This window comes from Streptomyces sp. NPDC127092 (assembly GCF_042722475.1).
In the GTDB taxonomy this organism is placed as follows: domain Bacteria; phylum Actinomycetota; class Actinomycetes; order Streptomycetales; family Streptomycetaceae; genus Streptomyces.
Window position 1 is genome coordinate 41,110 of the sequence record NZ_JBHXFE010000049.1, and the last position, 21,162, is coordinate 62,271.

Sequence of the window (21,162 nt, forward strand, 5' to 3'; positions counted from 1 at the left end):
CCCCGTGACGTCGGGACCTGTTGCCGTGCATTATCCGGCTAATCGGTGATGGCGACCGGCGTGCTGGGAACCGCAGGTGCCGCAGGAGTGGCGGGAGTCGCCGAAGCAGCCGGAGTGGCGGGAGCGGCCGGATTAGCCGGAGTGGCGGGAGCAGCCGGAGTCGCCGGAACCGTGCCGGCGTCCGGCGCCGGCCTGCTGCCGGTGATGCCCTGGAGGAGCGAGGCGAGGTCGACTCCGGTGGCGGAGGAGAGCAGTTCCATGCCCTGGGCCACGTTGTCCGTCACCGTCCTGGTCAACCGGCTCGCCCCGTCGGTGGAGATGACGGTCATCCTGTCGACCGCGGCGAGCGGCTCCGCGGCCTTGGCGACGACCTGCGGCAGGACCTCGACCAGCATCTGGAGGACGGCGGCGTCACCGTACTGTCCGAACGCGTCCGCCTTCTTGAGCATGGCCTCCGCCTCGGCGGACCCCTTCGCCGCGATCGCGGCCGCCTGCGCCTCGCCCTCGATGCGGACGGCCTCGGCGAGGGCGGCGCGCTGCGCCTTCTCGCCCTCACCGGTCAGGCGGGCGCGCTCGGCGGCGGCCTCGGCCTCCTTCACCAGCGCGACGCGGTGGGCCTCCGCCTCCTGCTCGGCCCGGTAGCGGGCGGCGTCGGCGGGCTTGCGGACCTCGGTGTCGAGCTGGCGGTCGGTCAGGGCGGCCTGCCGGGCGGCGACCTTCTCCTGCTCGGTGAGGATGTCCTGCCGGCGGGCGGCCTCGGCGAGCGGACCCGCGGCGTTCGCCTGGGCGGCGGCCTCGTCGGTCTGCGCCTTGATCTCGGCCTGCTTCAGGTACAGCGTCCGCTGCGCGACCGCGATCTCCTCCTCCGCCTTCAGCCGGGCCTGTTCGGCCGCGCGCCGGGCGACCGCCTCGGCGATGTCGGCCTCCTGCTTCGCACGGGCGGCCTCGGGGCGGCCGAGGTCCTCCAGGTAGGAGCCCTCGGTCGTGATGTCCTGGATCTGGAAGGCGTCCAGGACCAGGCCCTGGCCCGAGAGGCTCGCCTCCGCCTCCTCGGCGACCTGGCCGGCGAACGCGGCCCGGTCACGGATGATGTCCTCCACCGACATGCGGCCCACGATCGACCGCAGGGCTCCGGACAGCACCTCCTGGGTGAAGCCGACGATGCCGTTCTGCTGCATCAGGAACCGCTGGGCCGCGGCCCGGATGGAGTCCTCGGTGCCGCCGACCTTGACGATCGCGACGCCCTCCAGGTTCGCCTTGACCCCGCGCAGGGTCACCGCGCCGCGGACCGCCACCGGGATGTGACGGCTGGACAGGTCGAGGGTGAACTTCTGCTGCACGAAGGGCACGACGAAGACCCCGCCGCCGACCACGACCTTCTGGCCGCTGTTGTCGGTGAACACCCGCCCCGTCGTCGGGTCGGTGGACCGCTTGCCGCGCCGGCCCGTGACGATGAACGCCTCGCTGGGCCCCGCGACCTTGTAGCGCGTGACGACGACGAGACCGAGCAGCACCAGAAGGACGACGATGCCGAGTGCGGACAGGAGTACAGGGCTCATCACGGAACCCCCTTCGATCAGAAGCGGAACGGAACGAGTGGACGGCGGAGCGAGGTCAGCGTTCGACGGGGCGGACGACGACGGACGTCGGTGACGGCGTGGACTCGACCCACACCTCCGTGCCGCGCGCGACGGGGACCGCGGCCTTCGCCGCGTACTTCACCGGCTGACCCGCGAGGTACAGCAGCACCTCGCCGTAACCGCCCGCCGGGATCGCCGTCACCACCGAGCCGCTCGTCCCCCTCAGGTCCTCGCCCCGCGGCGCGGGCGCTTCTCCGTCGCGCATCAGCGTCCGGCTGAACCTCCACGTCAGCCAGGCCACGACGCCCCCCACGAGCCCGCCCGCACCGGTGGCGACCCCCGCCCCCGTACCGGTGGTCCCGAGCACGATCGCCCCCGTGAACCCGAGAGCCGACACGAACCCGGCGATCACCGGCAACGACAGAAACCCGTCCGTTCCCCCGCCGATGCCGTCGAGGACCCCCTCCAGCACCCCGTCGAACGCGAGGGACAGGACCAGCAGTACGAGACCCAGGATGCCGAGACCAAGAAACCAGCTCATGCGCCTCACCTCGTCGCGTACGCGCTTTTCCGTCGCTGGGCAGATGGTTCCACGCGGTCGTGCAGGTGTTCACTGCCGGAGTACGGCAATCTTTATGCGCTCTTAATGCCGGACGTCAGCCGGTTCACCACGCCGACCACGCCGTCCACCCGCCACGCGGCCCGGACCAACGCCGAGACGGCGACCCCGGGTCGCGGCGACCCGGTCATGGTGACCATCCCCTCACGGACGTCGATGCCGAGCCCGTCGCCGGGGCGGGCGGCCGGCACGAGGGCGGAGACGGCGCCGACGACGTCCGCACGGATCTCCTCGTCCTCCCTCACGAAGACCCGCAGGAGATCGCGTCGGGTCGTGATGCCGATGAGGCGGTCCTCCTCGTCCACCACCGGCAGCCGGTCGACGCGGCGGCGTTCCATGAGGCGTGCGGCGTCGACGACGCGTTGCTCGGGATGCACGGTGACGGCGGGGCTGGTCATCAGGTCACCGGCCCGGCCGCGGCCCGTCCGCCGCCCGGTGAGGTCCGTCCGGGAGACCACCCCCACGACCTTGTCGTCGTGGTCCACCACCGGCAGCCCGCTGATCCGGTGCGCGGTGAGCACGCGGGCCAGTTCCTCGGCGGAGGTCTCCGGGCGGGCCGTGACCACCTCGCCGGTCATCACTTCTCCCACGGTCCGGTGTCCGACCACGGTTCTCGTCTCCAGTCGTCTCGCGTTGCCACCAGCCTGCGGGGCGGGGCGGCGCACGGGACAGAACCGGTCAGCACCCGTCCGCCGGGCCTTTCGGCCCGTGATCGACCGGACCCGCACCGAAGGAGGCCGCGGGCCGGCACCGTACGAGTCCCCGGGCCGGCACCGTACGAAGTCCCCGGGCCGGCACCGTACGAAGCCCGCGACCGGCACCGCACCGGCGGAGGGGGCGCGCCCGCACGCCGCTACGCTGTCCGGGGTAGTGCGGTCGGTCGAGGTCAGGAGACCAGGTGGTCGTGGGGGAGCCGTTGTCGAGGATGCCCCAGATGCGCCTCGACGAGCTCTTGGAGGAACTCCAGGCGCGCATCAACGCGGCCCGTGGCACCCGGGACCGCGTGCACGGCCTGCTGGAGGCCGTCGTCTCCGTGGGCCGGGAACTGGACCTCGCGCAGGTCCTGCGGCGCATCGTGGAGGCCGCCGCGTTCCTCGTCGACGCCCAGTACGGTGCCCTCGGCGTGATCGGCCCGGACGGCCGGACCCTGTCGCAGTTCCTCACCCACGGGCTCACCGAGGAGGAGATCGCCGGCATCGGGCCCCTGCCGGCCGGGCACGGCATCCTGGGCGAGCTGATCCGCCACCCGGAGCCGCTTCGCCTGACGGACCTGACGACGCACGAGTCGTCGTACGGCTTTCCCGCCCACCACCCGCCGATGCGGACCTTTCTGGGCGTGCCCATCCGCGTACGCGACGAGGTCTTCGGCAACCTCTACCTGACCGACAAGGCAGGCGGGCAGGACTTCGACGCCGAGGACGAGTCGGTCATCTCCACGCTGTCGGTCGCCGCCGGTGTGGCCATCGACAACGCGCGACTGTACGAAGCCTCGAAGCGCCAGCAGCGCTGGCTGCGCGCGGGCGCCGAGGTCACCAGCAACCTGCTCTCCGGAAGCCCGCGACGGGAGGTCCTGGAACTCATCGCCCGCCGCGCGCAGGAGATCACCGGGGCCGCGCTCGCCGACGTGTCCGTACCCGTCCCCGGGACCGAGGACCTGGTGGTCGAACTGGCCATCGGCGAGGGCGGCGACGAGCGCCGCGGCCTGGTGGTGCCCGTCGAGGGCACGCTGTCCGGCGCCGCGTACCGAGCGGGTGCGCCCGTGACCACGGTCCGCCTCGCCGAGGACGACCGGTACGCCGCGGGTCCCCGGCGCTTCGAAGGAACGGGGCCGGCGGTCGCCGTCCCCATCGGGACCGGGACCGAGGAGACCCGTGGCGTCCTGCTGCTCGCCCGTCACCAGGGACAGCCCGTCTTCACCGACGAGGAGCTGGAGCCGCTGCTCGCCTTCGCCGGGCAGGCCGCGCTCGCTCTGGAGCTCGCCCGGCGCCGCAGCGACACCGAGCAGCTCGCTCTGCTGGAGGACCGCGACCGCATCGCCCGTGACCTGCACGACCTGGCCATCCAGCGCCTGTTCGCGACCGGCATGACCCTGCAGAGCGCCGCCCGGCTGGTCCGGCACGAGGGCGCCGCCGAGCGCGTGGCACGGGCGGTCGGGGACCTGGACGAGACCATCAAGATCATCCGGTCGACGATCTTCGGACTGCGGGCCCGCGAGGACGACGCGCGGCCGAGCCTGCGGGCACGCGTGGCCCGCGCGGTGGGGGACACGGCGACGACCCTCGGGTTCCCGCCCCGCCTGAGCATGGAGGGCCTGCTCGACACGGACGTGTCGCCGGAGGTGGCCGAGCACGTCATGGCGGCCCTCAGCGAGATGCTGAGCAACGTCGCCCGCCACGCCCACGCGACGCGCGTCGAGGTCTCCCTGCAGGCGACGGGTGACGAAGTCCTGCTCACGGTGTCCGACAACGGCCGGGGCATCCCCGCGGACGGCCGGCGCAGCGGACTGCGCAACCTCGAGGAGCGGGCCGGGAGCCTGGGCGGCACCCTCCGGACAGAACGTCCCGAGGAGGGCGGCAGCCGGCTCCTGTGGCGGGCGCCGCTGACCGCCGCCCCCGCCGGACAGCCGCAGGAACCGGCGATCTGACGGGGTGACCACGGACCTCGCCGTCACTCCGTGGCCGGGAGCGGCGCGGGTACGCGTCACGGGGCCAGCTGAAGGCCCGTCACCAGGTCCGGCCGGATGCGCAGGGCCGCGTTCATGACGGGGTGGTCCACCCAGGGGCGCAGACGGGAGGCGAAATCGGCGAGTTCGCGCTCGTCGGTCACGCGACGGGCGAACCCGGTGACCACGACGCTCCAGCCGATGTGCGTCTCGGGGTCGATGGCGTCCGCCTCGTACGCCACCACGACACCCGTGGCGTCGGCGGGCGCCACGAGGGAGGCGAGCGTCGCGCCGTCGTGCAGCCGGACGATGATGTCCTCGCCGTCCATCAGATGGTTGACCGGCCGCACAGCCGGCAGCGCCTGCTGCGTGAAGACGATGCGCCCCAGGGAGACGGTGCCGAGCAGACGCAGCGCCTCGAAGCGGTCGAGCTGCGCGGTACGCCGGGGCGCCACGGCCGCAGGGTGGTGGCCCACGGCCGCACGGTGGTCGTCCGCCGTTCGCCGGGTGGCTTCGTCCTTCATCGCGTCCGCCCTCTGCTCCCGCTCGCTCCCGAGGCACTTTCGCTGCCTTTCGGCCAGCGTCCGCCGGGTTCGGCGGCCTGCGACAGGGCCGAAGGTCCCTCGCCGGGAAAGAGGGCCGAACGGCCCTGTCGACGGTCCCGCTCGCGGGGCAGGATGCACACGGATCCGCCCGTGGCGGAGGACCAGGCGAACGAGGAGCGTGGGATGACGGACACCAGCGGCGACCACACCGCGAAGGAACCGGTCAGGGTCTTCCTGCTCGACGACCACGAGGTGGTGCGCCGGGGTGTGCACGACCTGCTCGACGCCGAGCCCGACCTGACGGTGGTGGGGGAGGCGGGTACCGCCGCGCAGGCCCTCGTCCGGGTGCCCGCGCTGCGACCGGACGTCGCCGTCCTGGACGTACGCCTGCCGGACGGCGACGGAGTGAGCGTCTGCCGCGAACTGCTGTCGCGGATGCCCGGACTGGCGTGTCTGATGCTGACGTCGTTCGACGACGAGGAGGCCTTGCTCGACGCGATCATGGCCGGAGCGTCCGGCTACGTCCTGAAGCAGATCACCGGTACCGACCTGGTGACAGCCGTCCGTACGGTCGCCTCCGGGAAGTCCATGCTGGACCCCGGTGCCACGGCACGGGTCATGGCCCGGCTGCGCGGCGGCCCCGCGCAGGAGGAGCAGCCGCAGGGCCTGCCCGGACTGACGGACCGGGAGCGGGAGATCCTCGCGCTGGTGGGGGAGGGGCTGACCAACCGGGAGATCGGGACGCGGCTCTTCCTTGCGGAGAAGACGGTGAAGAACAACGTCTCCCGGCTGCTGGCCAAGCTGGGTGTGGAACGCCGGGTCCAGGCGGCCGTCCTCGCCACGCAGGCACTGAGCTCCTAGCCGCCCACGCGCCTCCGTACCGGCCGCGCACCAGCGCTTCCGGTCTGGGCTTCGAAAGAGCGCGGAGTCAGTGGCAGGCGCCCTCGCTGAAGGTCGCGTGGGAGAGGTAGAAGGCGAGCATGCCGGGGCTGGGGGGCGGCAGGTCCTCGGCCCCGGGAATGAGCACCGGGGGTTGCTCGTCCAGGGTCAGCGTGATGTGGACGCAGTACTCCGTTTCGGTGTCGTCCGTGCTGACGGTGTAGCGCCCGTCATGCTCCTCGCGCGTTTCGACGCCGTGCCCCGGCCCGATGCCGCTTTCCCGGACCGCCTCCGCGATCAGGAAGCCGTGGTTGCTCTCCAGGCTGGTGTAGTGCCGTCTGCCGTCCAGATCCGCGACACCCTGGCGGACGGCGTCGCGAAGCTCGCCTTCGCTCCACGTCGACCCGGCCCGCATGCCGAACAGCAGGCCGAGCGCGACGAGCGGCGTGAGGATGATGAGCGCGAGACCCACGGGGTTGCGGTGGTTGTAGACGTACCGGCTGGTGCCCCACCTGCTGCGGACGAAGACGGGTTCCTCGCTCAACGTGCCGCCCTGACGACGAGCTTCGAGGCGTCCGGTCCCGGCGTGGGAACGCCCTGGGACCGTCCGTCGGACCCGGCTTCCGCCCGGTCGTCGACGAGGGACGGGAACCTGAGCTGAGGCGCGGTCGTCATGGCGGCACTGTAGCGGCGACGGTGCTCACATCGGACGACCCGTTGATCGGCGACGCCGACAAGGGGACGTTCATGGGGTGTTTAGGGCGCTGGGTTCATCTGGGCCTCAGACCACCTGACATGACCGATCGAGGGGGCGGGGTCGTGCTCCGGATTCGATTCAGCGGTGCCGATCTCGGGCGGGTCCGGCTCGCGGCCGAGCCGGACGTCATGTGGGAGACCGTGCTGAGTCTCCATCAGCTCGTCGACCCCGACCCCTTCTTCGCACCCTGGAGCCGCCTGGCCCGCAAGCAGCTGGCCCGCGCGGGCATGGGCCGGGACGTGCACCTTCTGACGGCGCTCGTCCCGATCAGCTCGTACTTCCCCGACTTCCTGACGCCGCCCGGTCACGTCACGTCCCTGGAGGACGGAGTCGATCAGGTGCTGTCCACGGGCAAGGGCCGGTTGCGGGCGGAGATCGGCCGGCTCGCGCAGTCCCGGCCGGGTCCGGCGGTGTGGCTCGACGACGTGGCCGCCGGGCGGCCGGAAGCCCTTCGCCGGCTCGGGCGCGCGTTACGCGGCTACCACGCCCACGCCCTGGCGCCGCACGCCCCCGTCGGCGCGGTGGTCGCCCAGCGCGACGCGAACCGCCATGCGCGGCGGTTCGTCGAGCAGGGCAGCGAGGAACTGCTGGGCAGCCTCGGGCCCCAGATGCGGTGGCGGCCGCCGGTGCTGGAGGTGGAGTATCCGGTCGCTCAGCGGCTCGACCTGGACGGGCGCGGCCTGCTGCTGGTCCCCAGCTTCTTCTGCCACAACCATCCGATCGCCCTCGCCGATCCGGGGCTGCCGCCGACCCTGGTCTTTCCGGTGGCGCGGGAGCCGTTGTGGATCCCGAGGCCGGACGACGGTGGATCGGGAACGGGCGGTTTCGGCGAGACCGGCCTCGACGGCCCCACCAGCCCCAGCGGCCGCAACGGACGCAACAGTCGCAACGACCGCGACCGTTCCACCGGATTCGACGGTCTCGACGAGCTCATCGGGCCGACCCGGGCCGCCGCCCTGCGCTTCCTCGACCGCTCGCACAGCACCACCGAGCTCGCCGCGCGCCTGTGCACCTCCCTCTCCACGGCCAGCCGCCACGCCGCCGCGCTGCGCCGGGCCGGCCTGGTGGTCAGCGAGCGGCTGGGCGGATCCGTCCGGCACACGCGCACGGCGCTGGGTACGGGGCTGGTGCACGGCGTCTGAGCGGAGGCGGGCGGCTATTGCGCCAGAACGCAAAGGGTTCGACCGCCTCGGCACGATCCGTAGCGTCGCTCCTGTCGGTTCCACCCAGGAACCTACGGACCTGAGAGGATCGTGAGACCCAGTGGCAGTGATCTCCCTTTCGTCCATGCGGAAGTCCGTGGCGGCGTTCGGCCTGACGGCGATGGTCGCCGTCGCGCCCCTGCTCGCCGCGACCGACGCCCAGGCGCTCGGCAACAACCGTACGGTCGAGCGCAGTTGCGGCAAGAACTACGTCTCCAGCGGTTTCACCGGCTCCAAGAGCTGGGCGCAGACCGCGAAGTCCTCCGGCACCTGCGCCGGCAGGCTGAGCGCGGCCCTGGTGAGGAGCGACGGCTACTGGACCACCCGCGTGTACGGCACCAGCAGCTCCGCGTACGCCAGCTACAGCTCCACCGTCTCGGCCCGCAACGGCCTGCACTGGGGCTGCGACGGCTGCAACGTCACCTACTCCTGACCCATGCGCAGGGCGACGCTGGTCGTCGCGCTGCTCCTGGCCACCGTCTCGGGCTGTGCTCAGGCAGCCGGCCCGGACGGTGGCGGGGCGACCGGCGACATACCCCTTCCGGGGCAGGAGTGGGCGCTGAAGGACGGCCGGGTCAGCGCGGCCGAATACCGCACGGCCATGGGACGCTTCGTGTCCTGCGTCAGGGACGCCGGCTATCCGGTCACCGAGCCCGTCCTCAGCCCCGCGGACAATCTGACACTGATCTACGCCATCACGCCCAGCGGTGAGCCGGAGACGTACAACAACGCCGTGCAGCGCTGCAACCTCTCCCACCTGTCGATGGTCGAGCCCACGTTCGTCGAGGCCCGGCGGCAGGTGATGGAGGCGCCGCTGCGGGCGGCGGTCGGCGACTGCCTGAGCCGCGAGGGCGTCGTGCTGACGGGGAAGGAGCGCAGCCTGAAGGACTTCGCCCGCTCGGCGAAGGACGAGACGCGCGTGGTCGACTGTGTGACGGACCGGTGGGCACGGGTCTATCCCACGCTTCCCGCGGAGGTCCCGCTCCGCTTCTGAGCTCGGCGGGGCAGGCGGTGCCGCCGCCCTCGTCGCCGACGAGGGCGGTGCGGCGTACGCGGCCCCGCGGTGGGGGAGCCCACGGGCACCGGGGAGCGGGGCATAGCCTGGGCTGATGCTTACCGAAGTGACAGCGACCCGCTACGTCACGCCCTTGCGTGAGGGCGGCTCGCTCCCCGGGATCGTCGAGGCCGACGATCTCGGCACGTACGTCATGAAGTTCACGGGCGCCGGGCAGGGGCGCAAGACCCTCGTCGCCGAGGTCATCTGCGGGCAGTTGGCCCGGCGGCTCGGGATGAGGGTGCCGGAACTCGTCGCCATCGAGCTCGATCCCGTCATCGGGCTCTCCGAGCCCGACCAGGAGGTGCAGGAGCTCCTCAAGGCGAGCGGCGGGCTCAACCTCGGCATGGACTTCCTGCCCGGGGCGCTCGGCTTCGACCCGCTCGCCTACGAGGTCGACCCGAAGGAGGCCGGACGCGTCGTCTGGTTCGACGCGGTGATCAACAACGTCGACCGTTCCTGGCGCAACCCGAACATGCTGGTCTGGCACGGGGACCTGTGGCTCATCGACCACGGCGCCACGATGATCTGGCACCACAACTGGCCCGGTGCCCAGGCCTCCGCGGCGAAGCCGTACGACGCCTCCGACCACGCCCTCGCGCGCTTCTCGCCCGACGTCGCCGCCGCGGCCGCCGAGCTCGCCCCGCTCGTCACCCGCGAGCTCCTGGAGGAGGTCGCCGCGGACGTGCCCGACGAGTGGCTGGTCGACGAGCCCGGCTTCTCCGGCACCGACGAACTGCGCGCCGCCTACGTCGAGGCGCTGCTGCCGCGCGCCGCGACCATCCACGAGCGCATCACCCTCGGCCCGCGCACCGAGCGGCGCCCGCAGCAGCCCCCGGGCTGGCTCGCCGAACGCCTCGCCCCCCGCCCCACCCAGAAGGACAGCACCACGTGACCGACCGCGACGTCTTCGAGTACGCGCTGCTGCGCGTGGTGCCGCGCGTCGAGCGCGGCGAGTGCTTCAACGCGGGCGTGGTCGTCTACTGCCGCGCCCGCTCCTTCGTGGCCGCCCGCACCCACCTGGACGAGGCCAAGCTGGCCGCCCTCGACCCGCAGGCCGACGTCACCGGCGTACGGGCGGCGCTGCACGCGGTCGAGGGGGTCTGCACGGGCGGCGAGGCCGCCGGTCAGGCCGCCCGCGACGACGCCGGCCGGCGCTTCCGCTGGCTGATCGCCCCGCGCTCGACCGTGGTCCAGCCCGGCCCGGTGCACACCGGCCTGACCACCGACCCCGAGGCCGAGGTGGAACGTCTGCTCGACCTGCTCGTGCGCTGACCCCCGTCGCCGGCGACGCGGAGTGATCCTGTGCACCCGGTGGGCCGTTGACACCGGGTGCCAGGGCTTCTAGCGTCTCGTCCTGCGGGCGATACTAAGCGGTCGCTCACCTCTCCGAAGGGCGGTTGCCCGGGGGAGTGGGCGGACCGCGCGGTAGGGCCGTACACAGGGACGATCCAAGGGCGAGGAGAACACATGTCCACCACCGAGCAGCGCGTAGCCGTCGTCACCGGTGCGGCGCGGGGCATCGGAGCCGCCACCGCGATCCGGCTCGCGGCCGAGGGCCGCGCCGTGGCCGTACTCGACCTCGACGAGGCGGCCTGCAAGGACACCGTCGAGAAGATCACCGCCGCGGGCGGCACCGCGCTCGCCGTCGGCTGCGACGTCTCCGACGGCGCCCAGGTGGAGGCCGCGGTCGCGCGGGTCGCCGCCGAGCTCGGCGCGCCCACCATCCTCGTCAACAACGCCGGCGTGCTTCGCGACAACCTGCTCTTCAAGATGTCCGAGTCCGACTGGGACACCGTGATGAACGTGCACCTCAAGGGCGCGTTCCTGATGGCCAAGGCCTGCCAGAAGCACATGGTGGACGCGGGCTTCGGCCGGATCGTCTCGCTCTCCTCCTCCTCGGCGCTCGGCAACCGCGGCCAGGCCAACTACTCGGCCGTCAAGGCCGGTCTGCAGGGCTTCACCAAGACCCTCGCCAAGGAGCTCGGCAAGTTCGGCATCACCGCCAACGCCGTCGCCCCCGGCTTCATCGTCACCGAGATGACCGCGCAGACCGCCGAGCGCGTCGGCATGGGCTTCGAGGAGTTCCAGGCCGCCGCCGCCTCCATGATCCCGGTGCAGCGCGTCGGCCGCCCCGAGGACGTCGCCAACGCCATCGCCTTCTTCACGGGCGACGACGCCGGCTTCGTCTCCGGCCAGGTCATGTACGTGGCCGGCGGCCCGCTCAACTGACCCGCGACGCGGAGGAGGCACAGACATGAGCACGAAGGAACTGCCCGAGCCCTCGGGCAAGGTGGCCCTGGTCACCGGCGGGAGCCGGGGCATCGGCTACGGCGTCGCCGAGGCCCTGGTGGCCCGCGGCGACCGGGTCTGCATCACCGGGCGGGGCGAGGACGCCCTCAAGGAGGCCGTGGAGCGGCTCGGCGCCGACCGGGTCATCGCGGTCCCCGGCAAGGCCCACGACGAGGCCCACCAGGCCGCCGCGGTCGAGGCCACCATGGAGGCCTTCGGCCGGGTCGACTTCCTGGTCAACAACGCGGGCACCAACCCGGTCTTCGGCCCGATCGCCGAGATGGACCTGAACGTCGCCCGCAAGGTCTTCGAGACCAACGTCATCTCGGCCCTCGGCTTCGCCCAGCAGACCTACCGGGCGTGGCAGAAGGATCACGGAGGGGCGATCGTGAACATCGCCTCGGTCGCCGGAATCGCCGCATCGCCGTTCGTCGGCGCATACGGAATGAGCAAGGCGGCCATGATCAATCTCACTCTCCAGCTGGCGCACGAATTCGCGCCGACGGTCCGTGCGAACGCGATCGCGCCGGCCGTGGTGAAGACGAAATTCGCCGCCGCGCTCTACGAGGGCCGGGAGGTCGAGGCGGCCGCCGCCTACCCGCTCGGCCGGCTCGGCGAGCCGCGCGACGTCGGCGGCGCCGCCGCCTTCCTCACGTCGTCCCAGTCGGACTGGATCACCGGTCAGACGCTGGTCGTCGACGGCGGCATTTTCCTGAACGCCGGTGTCGGGTGACCGGTATCCGGACACCCTGCTGAATTCTTGACCGGTTTGGCCCCGGTTATACGAGAAATGCCTCGAGTGCCCCGCCAGGGCAGCGCATTGACCTGGCGGGGCGCTGCGGTATGGTCGGCCGACCCCAGGCTGAACGAGGAGCGTGCACGTGTTCAACCGGACCAGTCTGCAGGCCGCTGCAGCCCTTGCGTCCATATCCCTCCTGTCCGGATGCAGTGTGTTTTCGGACAGTGAATCCGCAGCTGACCAGAGAATCGTCGTGGGGACGACGAGTTCTCCCACGACCCTCGATCCGGCGGCCGCCTGGGACAATTCCTGGGAACTCTTCCGGAATGTCTTCCAGACCCTCGTCGCCTTTCCGACCGGCAGCACCATCCCGAAGCCGGACGCCGCCGACTGCGCCTTCAAGCAGGGCTCCTCGAGCCGGGTCTACGAGTGCCGCATCCACGACGGGCTGACCTTCTCCAACGGTCACAAGCTGGACGCCGAGGCCGTCAAGTACTCGATCGAGCGGATCCGCACCATCGACGTCGAGGGCGGCCCCAACGGCATGCTGGGCTCGCTCGACAAGATCGACGTGGTCGACCCCCAGACGGTGGTCTTCCGGCTCAACCAGCCCGACGCGACCTTCCCCTTCGTCCTCGCCACCCCGGCCATGTCCCTCGTCGACCCGGCCGAGTACCCGGCGGACAAGCTCCGCGAGGACGGCAAGCTGGTCGGCTCCGGCCCGTACGTCCTCGACTCGTACACCGAGGGCGAGAAGGCCGAGCTCAGCCGCAACCAGAGCTACAAGGGCTTCGCCGACCGCAAGAACGGCGGCGTGACCATCCGGTACTTCAAGGAGTCCGAGCCGATGGTCGCCGCCCTGAAGAAGAAGGAGATCGACGCGACCTACCGCGGTCTGACCGCGGCCGAGGTCGTCGACCTCCAGGCCGACACGCCGGAGAACCAGGGCCTCCAGCTCGTCGAGTCCACCGGCGCGGACATCCGCTACCTGGTCTTCAACACCAAGGACTCCTCGGTCGCCAAGCTCGCCGTCCGCAAGGCCATCGCCCAGCTCGTCAACCGCGACGAACTGGTCAACAAGGTCTACCAGGGCACCGCCGAGCCGCTGTACTCGATGGTTCCCAAGGGCATCGCCGGTCACACCACCAAGTTCTACGACCGCTTCGGCTCGCCCGACGCCGCCAAGGCCAAGAGCATCCTGCGCTCCGCCGGCATCACCGAGCCCGTGAAGCTGGACTTCTGGTACACCACCGACCGCTACGGTTCCTCCACCGCGCCCGAGTTCGCCGAGCTCAAGCGCCAGCTGGAAGCCTCCGAGCTGTTCGAGGTCACCCTCCACGGCAAGCCGTGGAAGGAGTTCCAGGCGGGCTACCAGAAGGGCGAGTACCCGGTCTTCGGCCGCGGCTGGTTCCCCGACTTCCCCGACCCGGACAACTTCATCGCCCCCTTCGTGGGCAAGAAGAACGTCCTCGGCACGCCCTACGTCAGCCCTGAGATCACCGACGAACTCCTCCCGAAGTCCCGGCGCGAGAGCGACCGCGCGGCCGTCACGGACGAGTTCACGCAGGCGCAGGAGATCATGGTGCAGGACGTCCGGCTGCTGCCGCTGTGGCAGGGCAAGCTCTACGTCGCGGCCAGCGAGGACATCGCGGGCGGCGAGCGGGCCCTCGACCCGCAGACCGTCATGCAGATGTGGGAGCTGAGCCGCCGCACCAGCTGGTAGCACCCCGCGGGACCCGGGCGGCGGACGGCGTTGTCAGTGGGCACCGGTAGGTTCTCGTTCGGAGTAAACGAACGCCCACCGGAGGATCCTGACGTGACCGACACCGACCTGCTGCCCGAGTCCTGGCGCGGCGTCCTCGGCGAAGAGCTGGAGCAGCCCTATTTCAAGGAGCTCACCGAGTTCGTCGAGGAGGAGCGGGCCAGGGGACCGGTCTTCCCGCCGCGCGAGGAGGTCTTCGCCGCCCTCGCCGCCACCCCCTTCGACCAGGTGAAGGTCCTGATCCTGGGCCAGGACCCGTACCACGGCGAGGGCCAGGGCCACGGCCTGTGCTTCTCCGTCCGGCCGGGCGTCAAGACCCCGCCCTCGCTGCGCAACATCTACAAGGAGATGCAGGCCGAGCTCGGCCACCCCATCCCGGACAACGGCTATCTGATGCCGTGGGCCCAGCAGGGCGTCCTGCTGCTCAACGCGGTGCTCACGGTCCGCTCCGGCGAGGCCAACTCGCACAAGGGCAAGGGCTGGGAGAAGTTCACCGACGCCGTCATCAAGGCCGTCGCCTCCCGCCCCGACCCGGCCGTCTTCGTGCTGTGGGGCAACTACGCCCAGAAGAAGCTCCCGCTCATCGACGAGGAGCGGCACGTGGTGGTGAAGGGCGCCCACCCCTCGCCGCTGTCGGCGAAGAAGTTCTTCGGCTCCCAGCCCTTCACGCAGATCAACGCGGCCGTCGCCGCCCAGGGACACGCACCGATCGACTGGCGCATCCCGGACCTCGGCTGACCTCACCCGGATCCGGCGCGCCGTGTGCGGTCACGGGGCGCCGGATCCGGCAGGCTCGGAGGGGGACCGAACGCGTGGAGGCCGTGATGACCGGGCAGCAGGTGTCGGACGACGCCGTCATGACCAGGATCGGGCAGGCGATGATGCTGCTCCACGGCGGCGACCGGGAGGAGGCCCGGAACCGCTTCGGCGCGATCTGGGACCAGCTGGGCCCGGACGGCGACCCGCTGCACCGCTGCACGCTCGCCCATTACATGGCGGACGCCCAGGACGACCCGGACACCGAGCTCGCCTGGGACCTGCGCGCGCTGACCGCCGCCGAAGGCCTCGACGAGGACCGGCTCGCCCGGCACGACTCGGCCGTGGCGCTGCGGGCCCTGTATCCGTCGCTCCACCTCAACCTCGCCGCCGACTACGTGAAGCTCGACCGCCTCGACGCGGCCCGCGTCCATCTGGACCGGGCCCGTGCCGCCTCCGTGGTGCTGGACGACGACGGCTACGGCAACGGGGTGCGGGCCGCGATCGAGCGGCTCGAGCTACGGCTCCGGGAGCGGCGCTCGTAGGGGACGCTCCCGGCGTCCTCGGGGGCCGGGCTCAGTGGCCGTGGTGGCCCCGGCACAGCTTCGCCTGCGGGCTGTCGGGGCTCCAGCCTCCGTACGCCTGACCCAGGGCGCACACCTCGTCCCGGTCGCGCGGAACCCTCGGCACGTCCGGCGGTTCGGCGGCCGGGTGCCGTGGCTTCTGCTGCTTCGGTACGGCGGAGGGGCGGGGCTGTTCGCTGCGGCGGGGCCGGTCGGGGGCCTGCCCGCCCTCGGCCCGCCGCCGCTCCACGGCCGAGCGCGGCTCGGGCTCCGGAGGATCCGGCATCGCCGCCTCCAGGGCCTCCCGGGCGGGGCCCTGGACGATCTGCGGAGCGACGTCCGGGCCGTCGGCAGAGGCCGGACTGCCGGGGGAGGCGGGCGGGGGGACCGAGGGCGGCGGTTCGACCGCCATGCAGCCCGAGAGGGCGGCCATCGCCACCCCCGCGAGCAGCGTCACTGTGGTTCGGGTTCTACGCACCCGCGCCACTTTGCAGCTCGGCGCGCCTCCCGCGCGCCCCTACTCGCGGGGAATGCCCCGCATGAGTGATCATCGCGCGCAGGCTGACCCTGACCCGCGCGGGGCTGGGGAAGCCCGGCGTTCAGTGGCCCCCGGCCGAAGAAGCAGGCCGCGGGCAGCTGCGTGACGACGAGTCACCCGCCCAGCATCCCGCGCAGCAACTCGTCGTAGCCGGTCCGCAGCTCCGCGCGGCTCGGCACGGCCGCGTGGAAGGAGCCGGCCGCGCAGGAGAACATCAGGCCCTCGCTCCACGCGATGAGGGAGAGCGCGTGGCGCTCGGGGGAGGCGGAGCCGGCCGCGCGCATCATCGCGATCAGCGGGCCGTGGAAGACCGCTCCCGCGGAGTCGAAGAAGGAGCGCAGCTCGGGGCGGCGGGTGGCTTCCAGGGCGAGTTCGTAGCGGGAGACGAGCAGCGCCCGGTGGTCCGTCAGATAGCGGTGCAGGGCGAGGGCGAGAGCGTCGGCCAGCCCATCGGGACCTGTGTCCGCGGCGGGCAGCTCGTGCGGGGCGAGGACGGCCGCCTCGCGCTGGACCTGGCGCCGTACGGCGGTCTCCAGGAGGGCCTGCCGGGTGCGGGCGTGGTTCGAGGTGGAGCCCTGCGGGAGACCGGCCCGCTCGTCGACGGCGCGGTGGGTGAGCCCGCGCATCCCGCGCTCGACGAGCAGGTCGAGGGCGGCGTCGCCGATGCGGTCGGCGCGGGTGAGCGGGGCGTCGGGGGCGGGTGCGGCGGTCATGGGCACCAACCTATGCGACCTGCCGCTGCCGCTTCGACTACAGGTGTAGTACGGTGAAGGGGTCACTACACCTGTAGTCCGGGGTGTGCGGGCATCGCGGTGCTCGGGTGCCGGGGTGCTCCGTGCCCGGCCGTCCGGGGGCTTCGTGCGCGGCCGTCCGGGCGTCCAGGCGTCCGGGCCGGGTGTCCGGTTGTCCGGGCTGGGTGTCCGGGTCTCCGGGTCTCCAGCCTGGGTGTCCGGGTCTCCGGGTGCCGAGGTGAGTGGCCGTCGTCCTCGTGTCCCGTCGTCCCCGAGGGGGAGTCATGGAACAGCACCGTGCGGTCGTCGTCGGAGCGGGCATCGGCGGTCTCACCGCCGCGATAGCCCTGCGCGGACGCGGCTGGGACGTCACCGTCCTCGAACGCGCCGACGGCCTCGCCCCCGTCGGCGCCGGCATCGGCCTCGCCCCCAACGCCCTGCGCGCCCTCGACGTGATCGGCCTCGGCGACCGGATCCGCGAGCTGGCCGCCTGGCAGGGCGACGGCGGCATGCGGCGACCCGACGGCCGCTGGCTCGCCCGCACCGACGCCGGCGCCGCCGCCGCCCGCTTCGGCGGCCCGCTCGTGCTGCTGCACCGCGCCACCCTCGTCGACCTGCTCGTCTCCGCCCTGCCCGACGGCACCGTCCGCACCGGAACCCCCGCCGCCCTGGCCGACGCCGGCGACACCCGGCGGCCCGCCCGCGTCAGCACCGGCGACGGCGAGATCGAGGCGGACCTCCTGATCGCCGCGGACGGCATCCGCTCCGCCACCCGCACCGCCCTCTTCCCCGCGCATCCCGGACCCCGCTACTCCGGCTTCACCACCTGGCGCACCGTCATCCCCGCGCCGGAGCGGCCCTTCGCCCCGCACGAGACCTGGGGCCCGGCCCGCCTCTGGGGCAGCCAGCCGCTCAAGGACGGCCGGGTCTACGCGTACGCCATGGCCGCGGCCCCCGCCGGCGCCCACGCGCCCGACGGGGAGAAGGCCGAACTCCTGCGGCTGTTCGGCGACTGGCACCACCCCGTACCCGCGATCCTGGACGCCGCCGACGAGACCACGATCCTGCGCCACGACGTCCACCACCTCATCGACCCGCTGCCCGCCTTCCACGCCGGCCGCAGCGCCCTCCTCGGCGATGCCGCCCACGCCATGCAGCCGACCCTGGGACAGGGCGGCAACCAGGCGATCGAGGACGCCGTCGTCCTCGCCCACCACGCCGGCGGCGGCCTGCCCGTACCGGCCGCGCTCGCCGCGTACACCGCCGACCGGCTGCCCCGGACCACCGCCCTGGTGCGCAAGGCCGCCCGCACCGGCCGGCTCGCACTGCTCTCCGCCCGTCCCGCCGTCGCCCTGCGGGACGCCGCCGTGATCGCCGTCTCCCGCTTCGGGCCCGGCCTGGTCCTCCGCGGCTTCGACGGCATCGCGGACTGGCGGCCGCCGGTCGCCGCCCAGTCCTCCCGCGTAAGCTGACCGGCGCGAACGCCCGCGCCGCGAGCACCGGAACGCGCAGGCCGCACCAGGAACGCCACACCGCGACGAACAAGAACGCCCGCACCGCGACGAACAAGAAGGAGACCCCGTGAAGGTCGGCTGCATCGGACTCGGCGACATCGCGCGCAAGGCCTATCTGCCCGTCCTGGCCACCCTTCCCGGGGTCGAACTCCACCTCCAGACCCGCACGCCCGCCACCCTCGACGCGGTCGGCGACAGCCTCCACCTGCCCGCGGACCGGCGCCACCTCGACCTCGACTCGCTGATCGCCGCCGGCCTCGACGCCGCCTTCGTGCACGCGCCGACCTCCGTGCACGCCGAGATCGTCACCCGGCTCCTGGAGGCCGACGTGCCCACGTACGTCGACAAGCCGCTCGCCTACGAGTACGCCGAGTCCGAGGCCCTGGTGGAGCTCGCCGAGAAGCGCGGCGTCGGTCTCGCCGTCGGCTTCAACCGCCGGCTCGCGCCCGGCTACGCCCAGTGCCTCGACCACCCGCGCGAACTGATCCTCATGCAGAAGAACCGCATCGGACTGCCCGAGGACCCCCGCACCTTCGTCCTCGACGACTTCATCCACGTCGTCGACACCCTGCGCTTCCTGCTGCCCGGCGAGGTCGAGCACACCGACGTGCGCGCCAGGATCCGCGACGGGCTGCTGCACCACGTCGTGCTCCAGCTCTCCGGGGACGGCTTCACCGCCATCGGCATCATGAACCGGCTGAACGGCTCCACCGAGGAGATCCTGGAGGTCTCGGGCCAGGACACCAAGCGGCAGGTCCTCAACCTCGCCGAGATCATCGACCACAAGGGCCAGCCGAGCGTGCGGCGGCGCGGCGACTGGGTGCCGGTGGCCCGTCAGCGCGGCATCGAGCAGGCCGTGCTCGCCTTCCTCGACGCCGTGCGGGAGGGACGCCGGCTCAGCGCGCGGGACGCGCTGCGGACCCACGAGCTGTGCGAGTACGTGGTGCGCGAGGCGCTGTCCCAGGACCGGTCCCAGACCCCGCCCCAGGACTCCCAGGACTCCCAGACCTACTGAGCCGTCACCGCTCCGAGGAATCCGGGCCCTCACCCCGGCCCGGGCCCTCACCCCGACCCGGGCCCTGACCCCGGCCCGGGCGTGCGTCGGGGCGTGCGTCCGGGGCCGTCCCCGCGTCCGGGGCCGTGCCCGGAGGCTCGTGCGCGTCCAGGTCCCGCCGGAACCGCCGGAGCGCGCCGCCCCACGGCAGGCCCGCCGCGACGACGAGGACGGTCACGGCCACCGCCCCGTACACCGCCCAGTCGCCGAGCCGTTCGTACGGCGTGCCGCCCCGGGCGAGCGGCAGCTCGTAGACGGCGGCGGCGCTGCTGCCGGTGCCCAGCACCGGGCCGATGCGGCGCCCGTCCGGCCCGTACGCGGCGCTGACCCCGGACAGCGTCGCGTGCACCACCGGCCGCCCCGTCTCCGCCGCCCGCAGCGCGCCGAGCGAGGCGTGCTGGGCCGGCGCCCAGCTGTCCTGGAACGTCGAGGTCGACGACTGCGCGACGACCACGTCGGCGCCGTCCCGGGCGAGCCGGCGACTCATGTCGGGGAAGGCGGTCTCGAAGCAGATCAGCGGCCCGATCCGCAGCCCCGCCGGACCGGGCCCGGCCGTGCCGGGCAGCGTCATCACGACCGGCGCCGTGCCGCGCCGCCGGTCCTCGCCCGCCGCCTTGCCGACCGAGGTGGCCCAGCCGAGCACGGCACGGGCCGGGACGTACTCGCCGAAGGGGACGAGCCGCATCTTGTCGTAGCGCTCCCGCGTCGGCCCGTCCTCACTCACCAGGATCGCGCTCTTGAAGATCCCTTGGCGGTCGGAGCGGCGGGCGTCCACGTTCACCAGGAGCGGCGCGTCCACGGCGCGGGAGAGCGCGGTCAGCCGGGCCGCGAAGTCCGGCCGGGACACCAGGTCCACGCCGACGCTGCTCTCGCCCCACACCACCAGGTCGAGCCGCTGCCCGGCGAGCGATCTGGTCAGCTCCTCGCCCCGGTCGAAGCGCTGACCCGGCGACCCGATCACTCCGGGCTGCACGACCGCGACCCGCACCGTGCCCGCTTCGCGTGGCGGCGCCCCGGCCCACCAGCCGAGGCCGGCCACCAGGGCGCAACCGGCCAGACCGGCCACCGCGACCGGCCGCAGCCGCGGCACGGCCACGAGCAGCGCGACGGCCGTGTTCACGGCGACCACCAGGAAGCTCACCAGCCACACGCCGCCGACCGCGGCGAGCCGCAGCTCCGCCGGCACCTGCCACTGGCTCGCCCCGAGCAGTCCCCACGGACCGCCCAGGCCCTGCCACGAGCGGACCAGCTCGACCAGGAGCCAGCCGGAGGGCACCACGAACAGCGCGGCCGCCGCCCGGCGCGGCGACGGCGTGCCCCGCAGCATCACCCGCACCAGCCGGGCCCACGGCAACCACAGCAGGCCGAGCAGCGCGGCGATCACCGGCAGGAAGACGTGCAGGCTCGGCAGCAGCCAGTGGTGCATGGCGAGCATGAAGCCGAAGCCGCCGCACCACCCGTCGTACCCGGCCCGGCGCGGGTCCGGAGCGCCGCGGATCAGCAGCAGCCAAGGCACGAGCGCGAGGAACGCCCACCACCACAGACCGGGCTCGGGAAAGGCGAGCGCGGGCAGAGCCCCGAGCACGAGCGCACCGGCAGACCGCCCGACACCCCGGCCCCGACGCGGGGCGCGCGGGCCACGGCCGGGGCCCGCGCCAGGACCTGTGCGCCCCCTTCCGCCCGCGTGCCCGTCCCGCCCGGCGGCCTCGCCCGTGCTCTTGCCCGGGCTTCCGCCCGCGTCCCCGTCCCGCCCGGCGGCCTCGCCGCCGCTGCCGCCACCGGCCCGGTCAGCCCGACCGCCGTCGTGGCCCGCTCCGGCGGGGGGCCCGACCTCGGTCCCGGGCCCGGTCTCGTCCCCGGCTTCGTCCTCGGGCCCGGCCTCCGTGACGGGGGCCGTGACGGGCGCCGTGACGGG

At 72.9% G+C, this 21,162-nt stretch carries 23 protein-coding genes and 1 pseudogene; 15 read left to right on the forward strand and 9 right to left on the reverse strand.

What is annotated here, in order from left to right:
• Positions 1–38: 38 nt before the first annotated feature.
• The 3 genes from ACFWJO_RS31345 to ACFWJO_RS31355 form a co-directional block, all read right to left on the reverse strand.
• Complete coding sequence (locus tag ACFWJO_RS31345; protein ID WP_386870601.1) at positions 39–1,559, reverse strand: flotillin family protein; 1,521 nt, start codon at positions 1,557–1,559, stop codon at positions 39–41.
• Between the two features lie 55 nt (positions 1,560–1,614).
• Entirely contained in the window at positions 1,615–2,121 is a 507-nt protein-coding gene (locus ACFWJO_RS31350; RefSeq protein ID WP_386870603.1) for a hypothetical protein, read from the reverse strand.
• Between the two features lie 92 nt (positions 2,122–2,213).
• Positions 2,214–2,777 carry a CBS domain-containing protein gene (locus ACFWJO_RS31355; RefSeq protein ID WP_386870605.1) on the reverse strand — a complete coding sequence of 188 codons (564 nt, stop codon included), beginning with the start codon at positions 2,775–2,777 and terminating at the stop codon, positions 2,214–2,216.
• A gap of 356 nt (positions 2,778–3,133) precedes the next feature.
• On the opposite strand from ACFWJO_RS31355, the gene ACFWJO_RS31360 reads away from it, so the two are divergent.
• Positions 3,134–4,843 (forward strand): GAF domain-containing protein, encoded by a 1,710-nt coding sequence (locus tag ACFWJO_RS31360; protein WP_386870607.1) that lies wholly within the window; start codon positions 3,134–3,136, stop codon positions 4,841–4,843.
• Between the two features lie 56 nt (positions 4,844–4,899).
• Here the strand turns inward: ACFWJO_RS31360 and ACFWJO_RS31365 are convergent, their stop codons facing one another.
• Entirely contained in the window at positions 4,900–5,385 is a 486-nt protein-coding gene (locus ACFWJO_RS31365) for a pyridoxamine 5'-phosphate oxidase family protein (protein ID WP_386870609.1), read from the reverse strand.
• Positions 5,386–5,589: 204 nt separating this feature from the next.
• On the opposite strand from ACFWJO_RS31365, the gene ACFWJO_RS31370 reads away from it, so the two are divergent.
• A complete protein-coding gene (locus ACFWJO_RS31370) occupies positions 5,590–6,267 on the forward strand; it encodes a response regulator (RefSeq protein WP_386870611.1) in 678 nt (225 codons plus the stop codon).
• Between the two features lie 67 nt (positions 6,268–6,334).
• On the opposite strand, the gene ACFWJO_RS31375 is transcribed toward ACFWJO_RS31370, so the two are convergent.
• Positions 6,335–6,829 carry a hypothetical protein gene (locus ACFWJO_RS31375; RefSeq protein WP_386870613.1) on the reverse strand — a complete coding sequence of 165 codons (495 nt, stop codon included), beginning with the start codon at positions 6,827–6,829 and terminating at the stop codon, positions 6,335–6,337.
• Positions 6,826–6,960: a hypothetical protein gene (locus ACFWJO_RS31380; RefSeq protein ID WP_386870615.1), complete on the reverse strand. Its 135-nt coding sequence runs from the start codon at positions 6,958–6,960 to the stop codon at positions 6,826–6,828. The genes ACFWJO_RS31375 and ACFWJO_RS31380 overlap by 4 nt, the downstream gene beginning before the upstream one ends.
• 144 nt (positions 6,961–7,104) lie before the next feature.
• Between ACFWJO_RS31380 and ACFWJO_RS31385 the strand changes: the two genes are divergently transcribed.
• The 10 genes from ACFWJO_RS31385 to ACFWJO_RS31430 all read left to right on the forward strand — a co-directional run bounded on the left by ACFWJO_RS31385 (position 7,105) and on the right by ACFWJO_RS31430 (position 15,392).
• Positions 7,105–8,184: an ArsR/SmtB family transcription factor gene (locus tag ACFWJO_RS31385; RefSeq protein WP_386870617.1), complete on the forward strand. Its 1,080-nt coding sequence runs from the start codon at positions 7,105–7,107 to the stop codon at positions 8,182–8,184.
• A gap of 145 nt (positions 8,185–8,329) precedes the next feature.
• Positions 8,330–8,677, forward strand: a complete 348-nt coding sequence (locus ACFWJO_RS31390; RefSeq protein WP_386870619.1) for a hypothetical protein — start codon at positions 8,330–8,332, stop codon at positions 8,675–8,677.
• A 3-nt stretch (positions 8,678–8,680) separates the two neighbouring features.
• On the forward strand, positions 8,681–9,238 hold the full coding sequence (locus tag ACFWJO_RS31395; RefSeq protein ID WP_386870621.1) for a hypothetical protein: 558 nt from the start codon (positions 8,681–8,683) through the stop codon (positions 9,236–9,238).
• A 115-nt stretch (positions 9,239–9,353) separates the two neighbouring features.
• On the forward strand, positions 9,354–10,193 hold the full coding sequence (locus tag ACFWJO_RS31400) for a HipA family kinase (protein WP_386870623.1): 840 nt from the start codon (positions 9,354–9,356) through the stop codon (positions 10,191–10,193).
• Complete coding sequence (locus ACFWJO_RS31405) at positions 10,190–10,573, forward strand: DUF3037 domain-containing protein (protein WP_386870625.1); 384 nt, start codon at positions 10,190–10,192, stop codon at positions 10,571–10,573. The genes ACFWJO_RS31400 and ACFWJO_RS31405 overlap by 4 nt, the downstream gene beginning before the upstream one ends.
• A 195-nt stretch (positions 10,574–10,768) precedes the next feature.
• Positions 10,769–11,530 (forward strand): 3-oxoacyl-ACP reductase FabG, encoded by a 762-nt coding sequence (fabG, locus tag ACFWJO_RS31410; RefSeq protein ID WP_386870627.1) that lies wholly within the window; start codon positions 10,769–10,771, stop codon positions 11,528–11,530.
• 25 nt (positions 11,531–11,555) lie between these two features.
• Positions 11,556–12,323, forward strand: coding sequence for an SDR family oxidoreductase (locus tag ACFWJO_RS31415; RefSeq protein ID WP_386870629.1), 768 nt, complete (start codon positions 11,556–11,558; stop codon positions 12,321–12,323).
• 148 nt (positions 12,324–12,471) lie between these two features.
• Complete coding sequence (locus tag ACFWJO_RS31420) at positions 12,472–14,052, forward strand: ABC transporter substrate-binding protein (protein WP_386870631.1); 1,581 nt, start codon at positions 12,472–12,474, stop codon at positions 14,050–14,052.
• 93 nt (positions 14,053–14,145) lie between these two features.
• Positions 14,146–14,829, forward strand: a complete 684-nt coding sequence (locus ACFWJO_RS31425; protein WP_386870633.1) for a uracil-DNA glycosylase — start codon at positions 14,146–14,148, stop codon at positions 14,827–14,829.
• Between the two features lie 86 nt (positions 14,830–14,915).
• Positions 14,916–15,392 carry a hypothetical protein gene (locus ACFWJO_RS31430; protein WP_385689957.1) on the forward strand — a complete coding sequence of 159 codons (477 nt, stop codon included), beginning with the start codon at positions 14,916–14,918 and terminating at the stop codon, positions 15,390–15,392.
• Positions 15,393–15,423: 31 nt separating this feature from the next.
• Here the strand turns inward: ACFWJO_RS31430 and ACFWJO_RS31435 are convergent, their stop codons facing one another.
• Together ACFWJO_RS31435 and ACFWJO_RS31440 are read right to left on the reverse strand one after the other, a co-directional pair.
• Complete coding sequence (locus ACFWJO_RS31435) at positions 15,424–15,888, reverse strand: hypothetical protein (RefSeq protein ID WP_386870635.1); 465 nt, start codon at positions 15,886–15,888, stop codon at positions 15,424–15,426.
• A 173-nt stretch (positions 15,889–16,061) separates the two neighbouring features.
• Positions 16,062–16,661, reverse strand: a complete 600-nt coding sequence (locus ACFWJO_RS31440) for a TetR/AcrR family transcriptional regulator (protein WP_386870637.1) — start codon at positions 16,659–16,661, stop codon at positions 16,062–16,064.
• A 302-nt stretch (positions 16,662–16,963) separates the two neighbouring features.
• Here ACFWJO_RS31440 and ACFWJO_RS31445 point away from each other — a divergent pair, with 302 nt between their 5' ends.
• Positions 16,964–18,151: an FAD-dependent monooxygenase gene (locus ACFWJO_RS31445; protein ID WP_386870639.1), complete on the forward strand. Its 1,188-nt coding sequence runs from the start codon at positions 16,964–16,966 to the stop codon at positions 18,149–18,151.
• Between the two features lie 109 nt (positions 18,152–18,260).
• Positions 18,261–19,208 carry a Gfo/Idh/MocA family protein gene (locus ACFWJO_RS31450; RefSeq protein WP_386870641.1) on the forward strand — a complete coding sequence of 316 codons (948 nt, stop codon included), beginning with the start codon at positions 18,261–18,263 and terminating at the stop codon, positions 19,206–19,208.
• A 4-nt stretch (positions 19,209–19,212) separates the two neighbouring features.
• Here ACFWJO_RS31450 and lnt read toward each other — a convergent pair whose 3' ends face one another.
• Positions 19,213–20,832, reverse strand: a complete 1,620-nt coding sequence (lnt, locus tag ACFWJO_RS31455) for an apolipoprotein N-acyltransferase (protein ID WP_386870643.1) — start codon at positions 20,830–20,832, stop codon at positions 19,213–19,215.
• A 99-nt stretch (positions 20,833–20,931) separates the two neighbouring features.
• Between lnt and ACFWJO_RS31460 the strand changes: the two are divergent.
• Positions 20,932–21,162: pseudogene (locus tag ACFWJO_RS31460) on the forward strand (hypothetical protein); the annotation flags it as partial.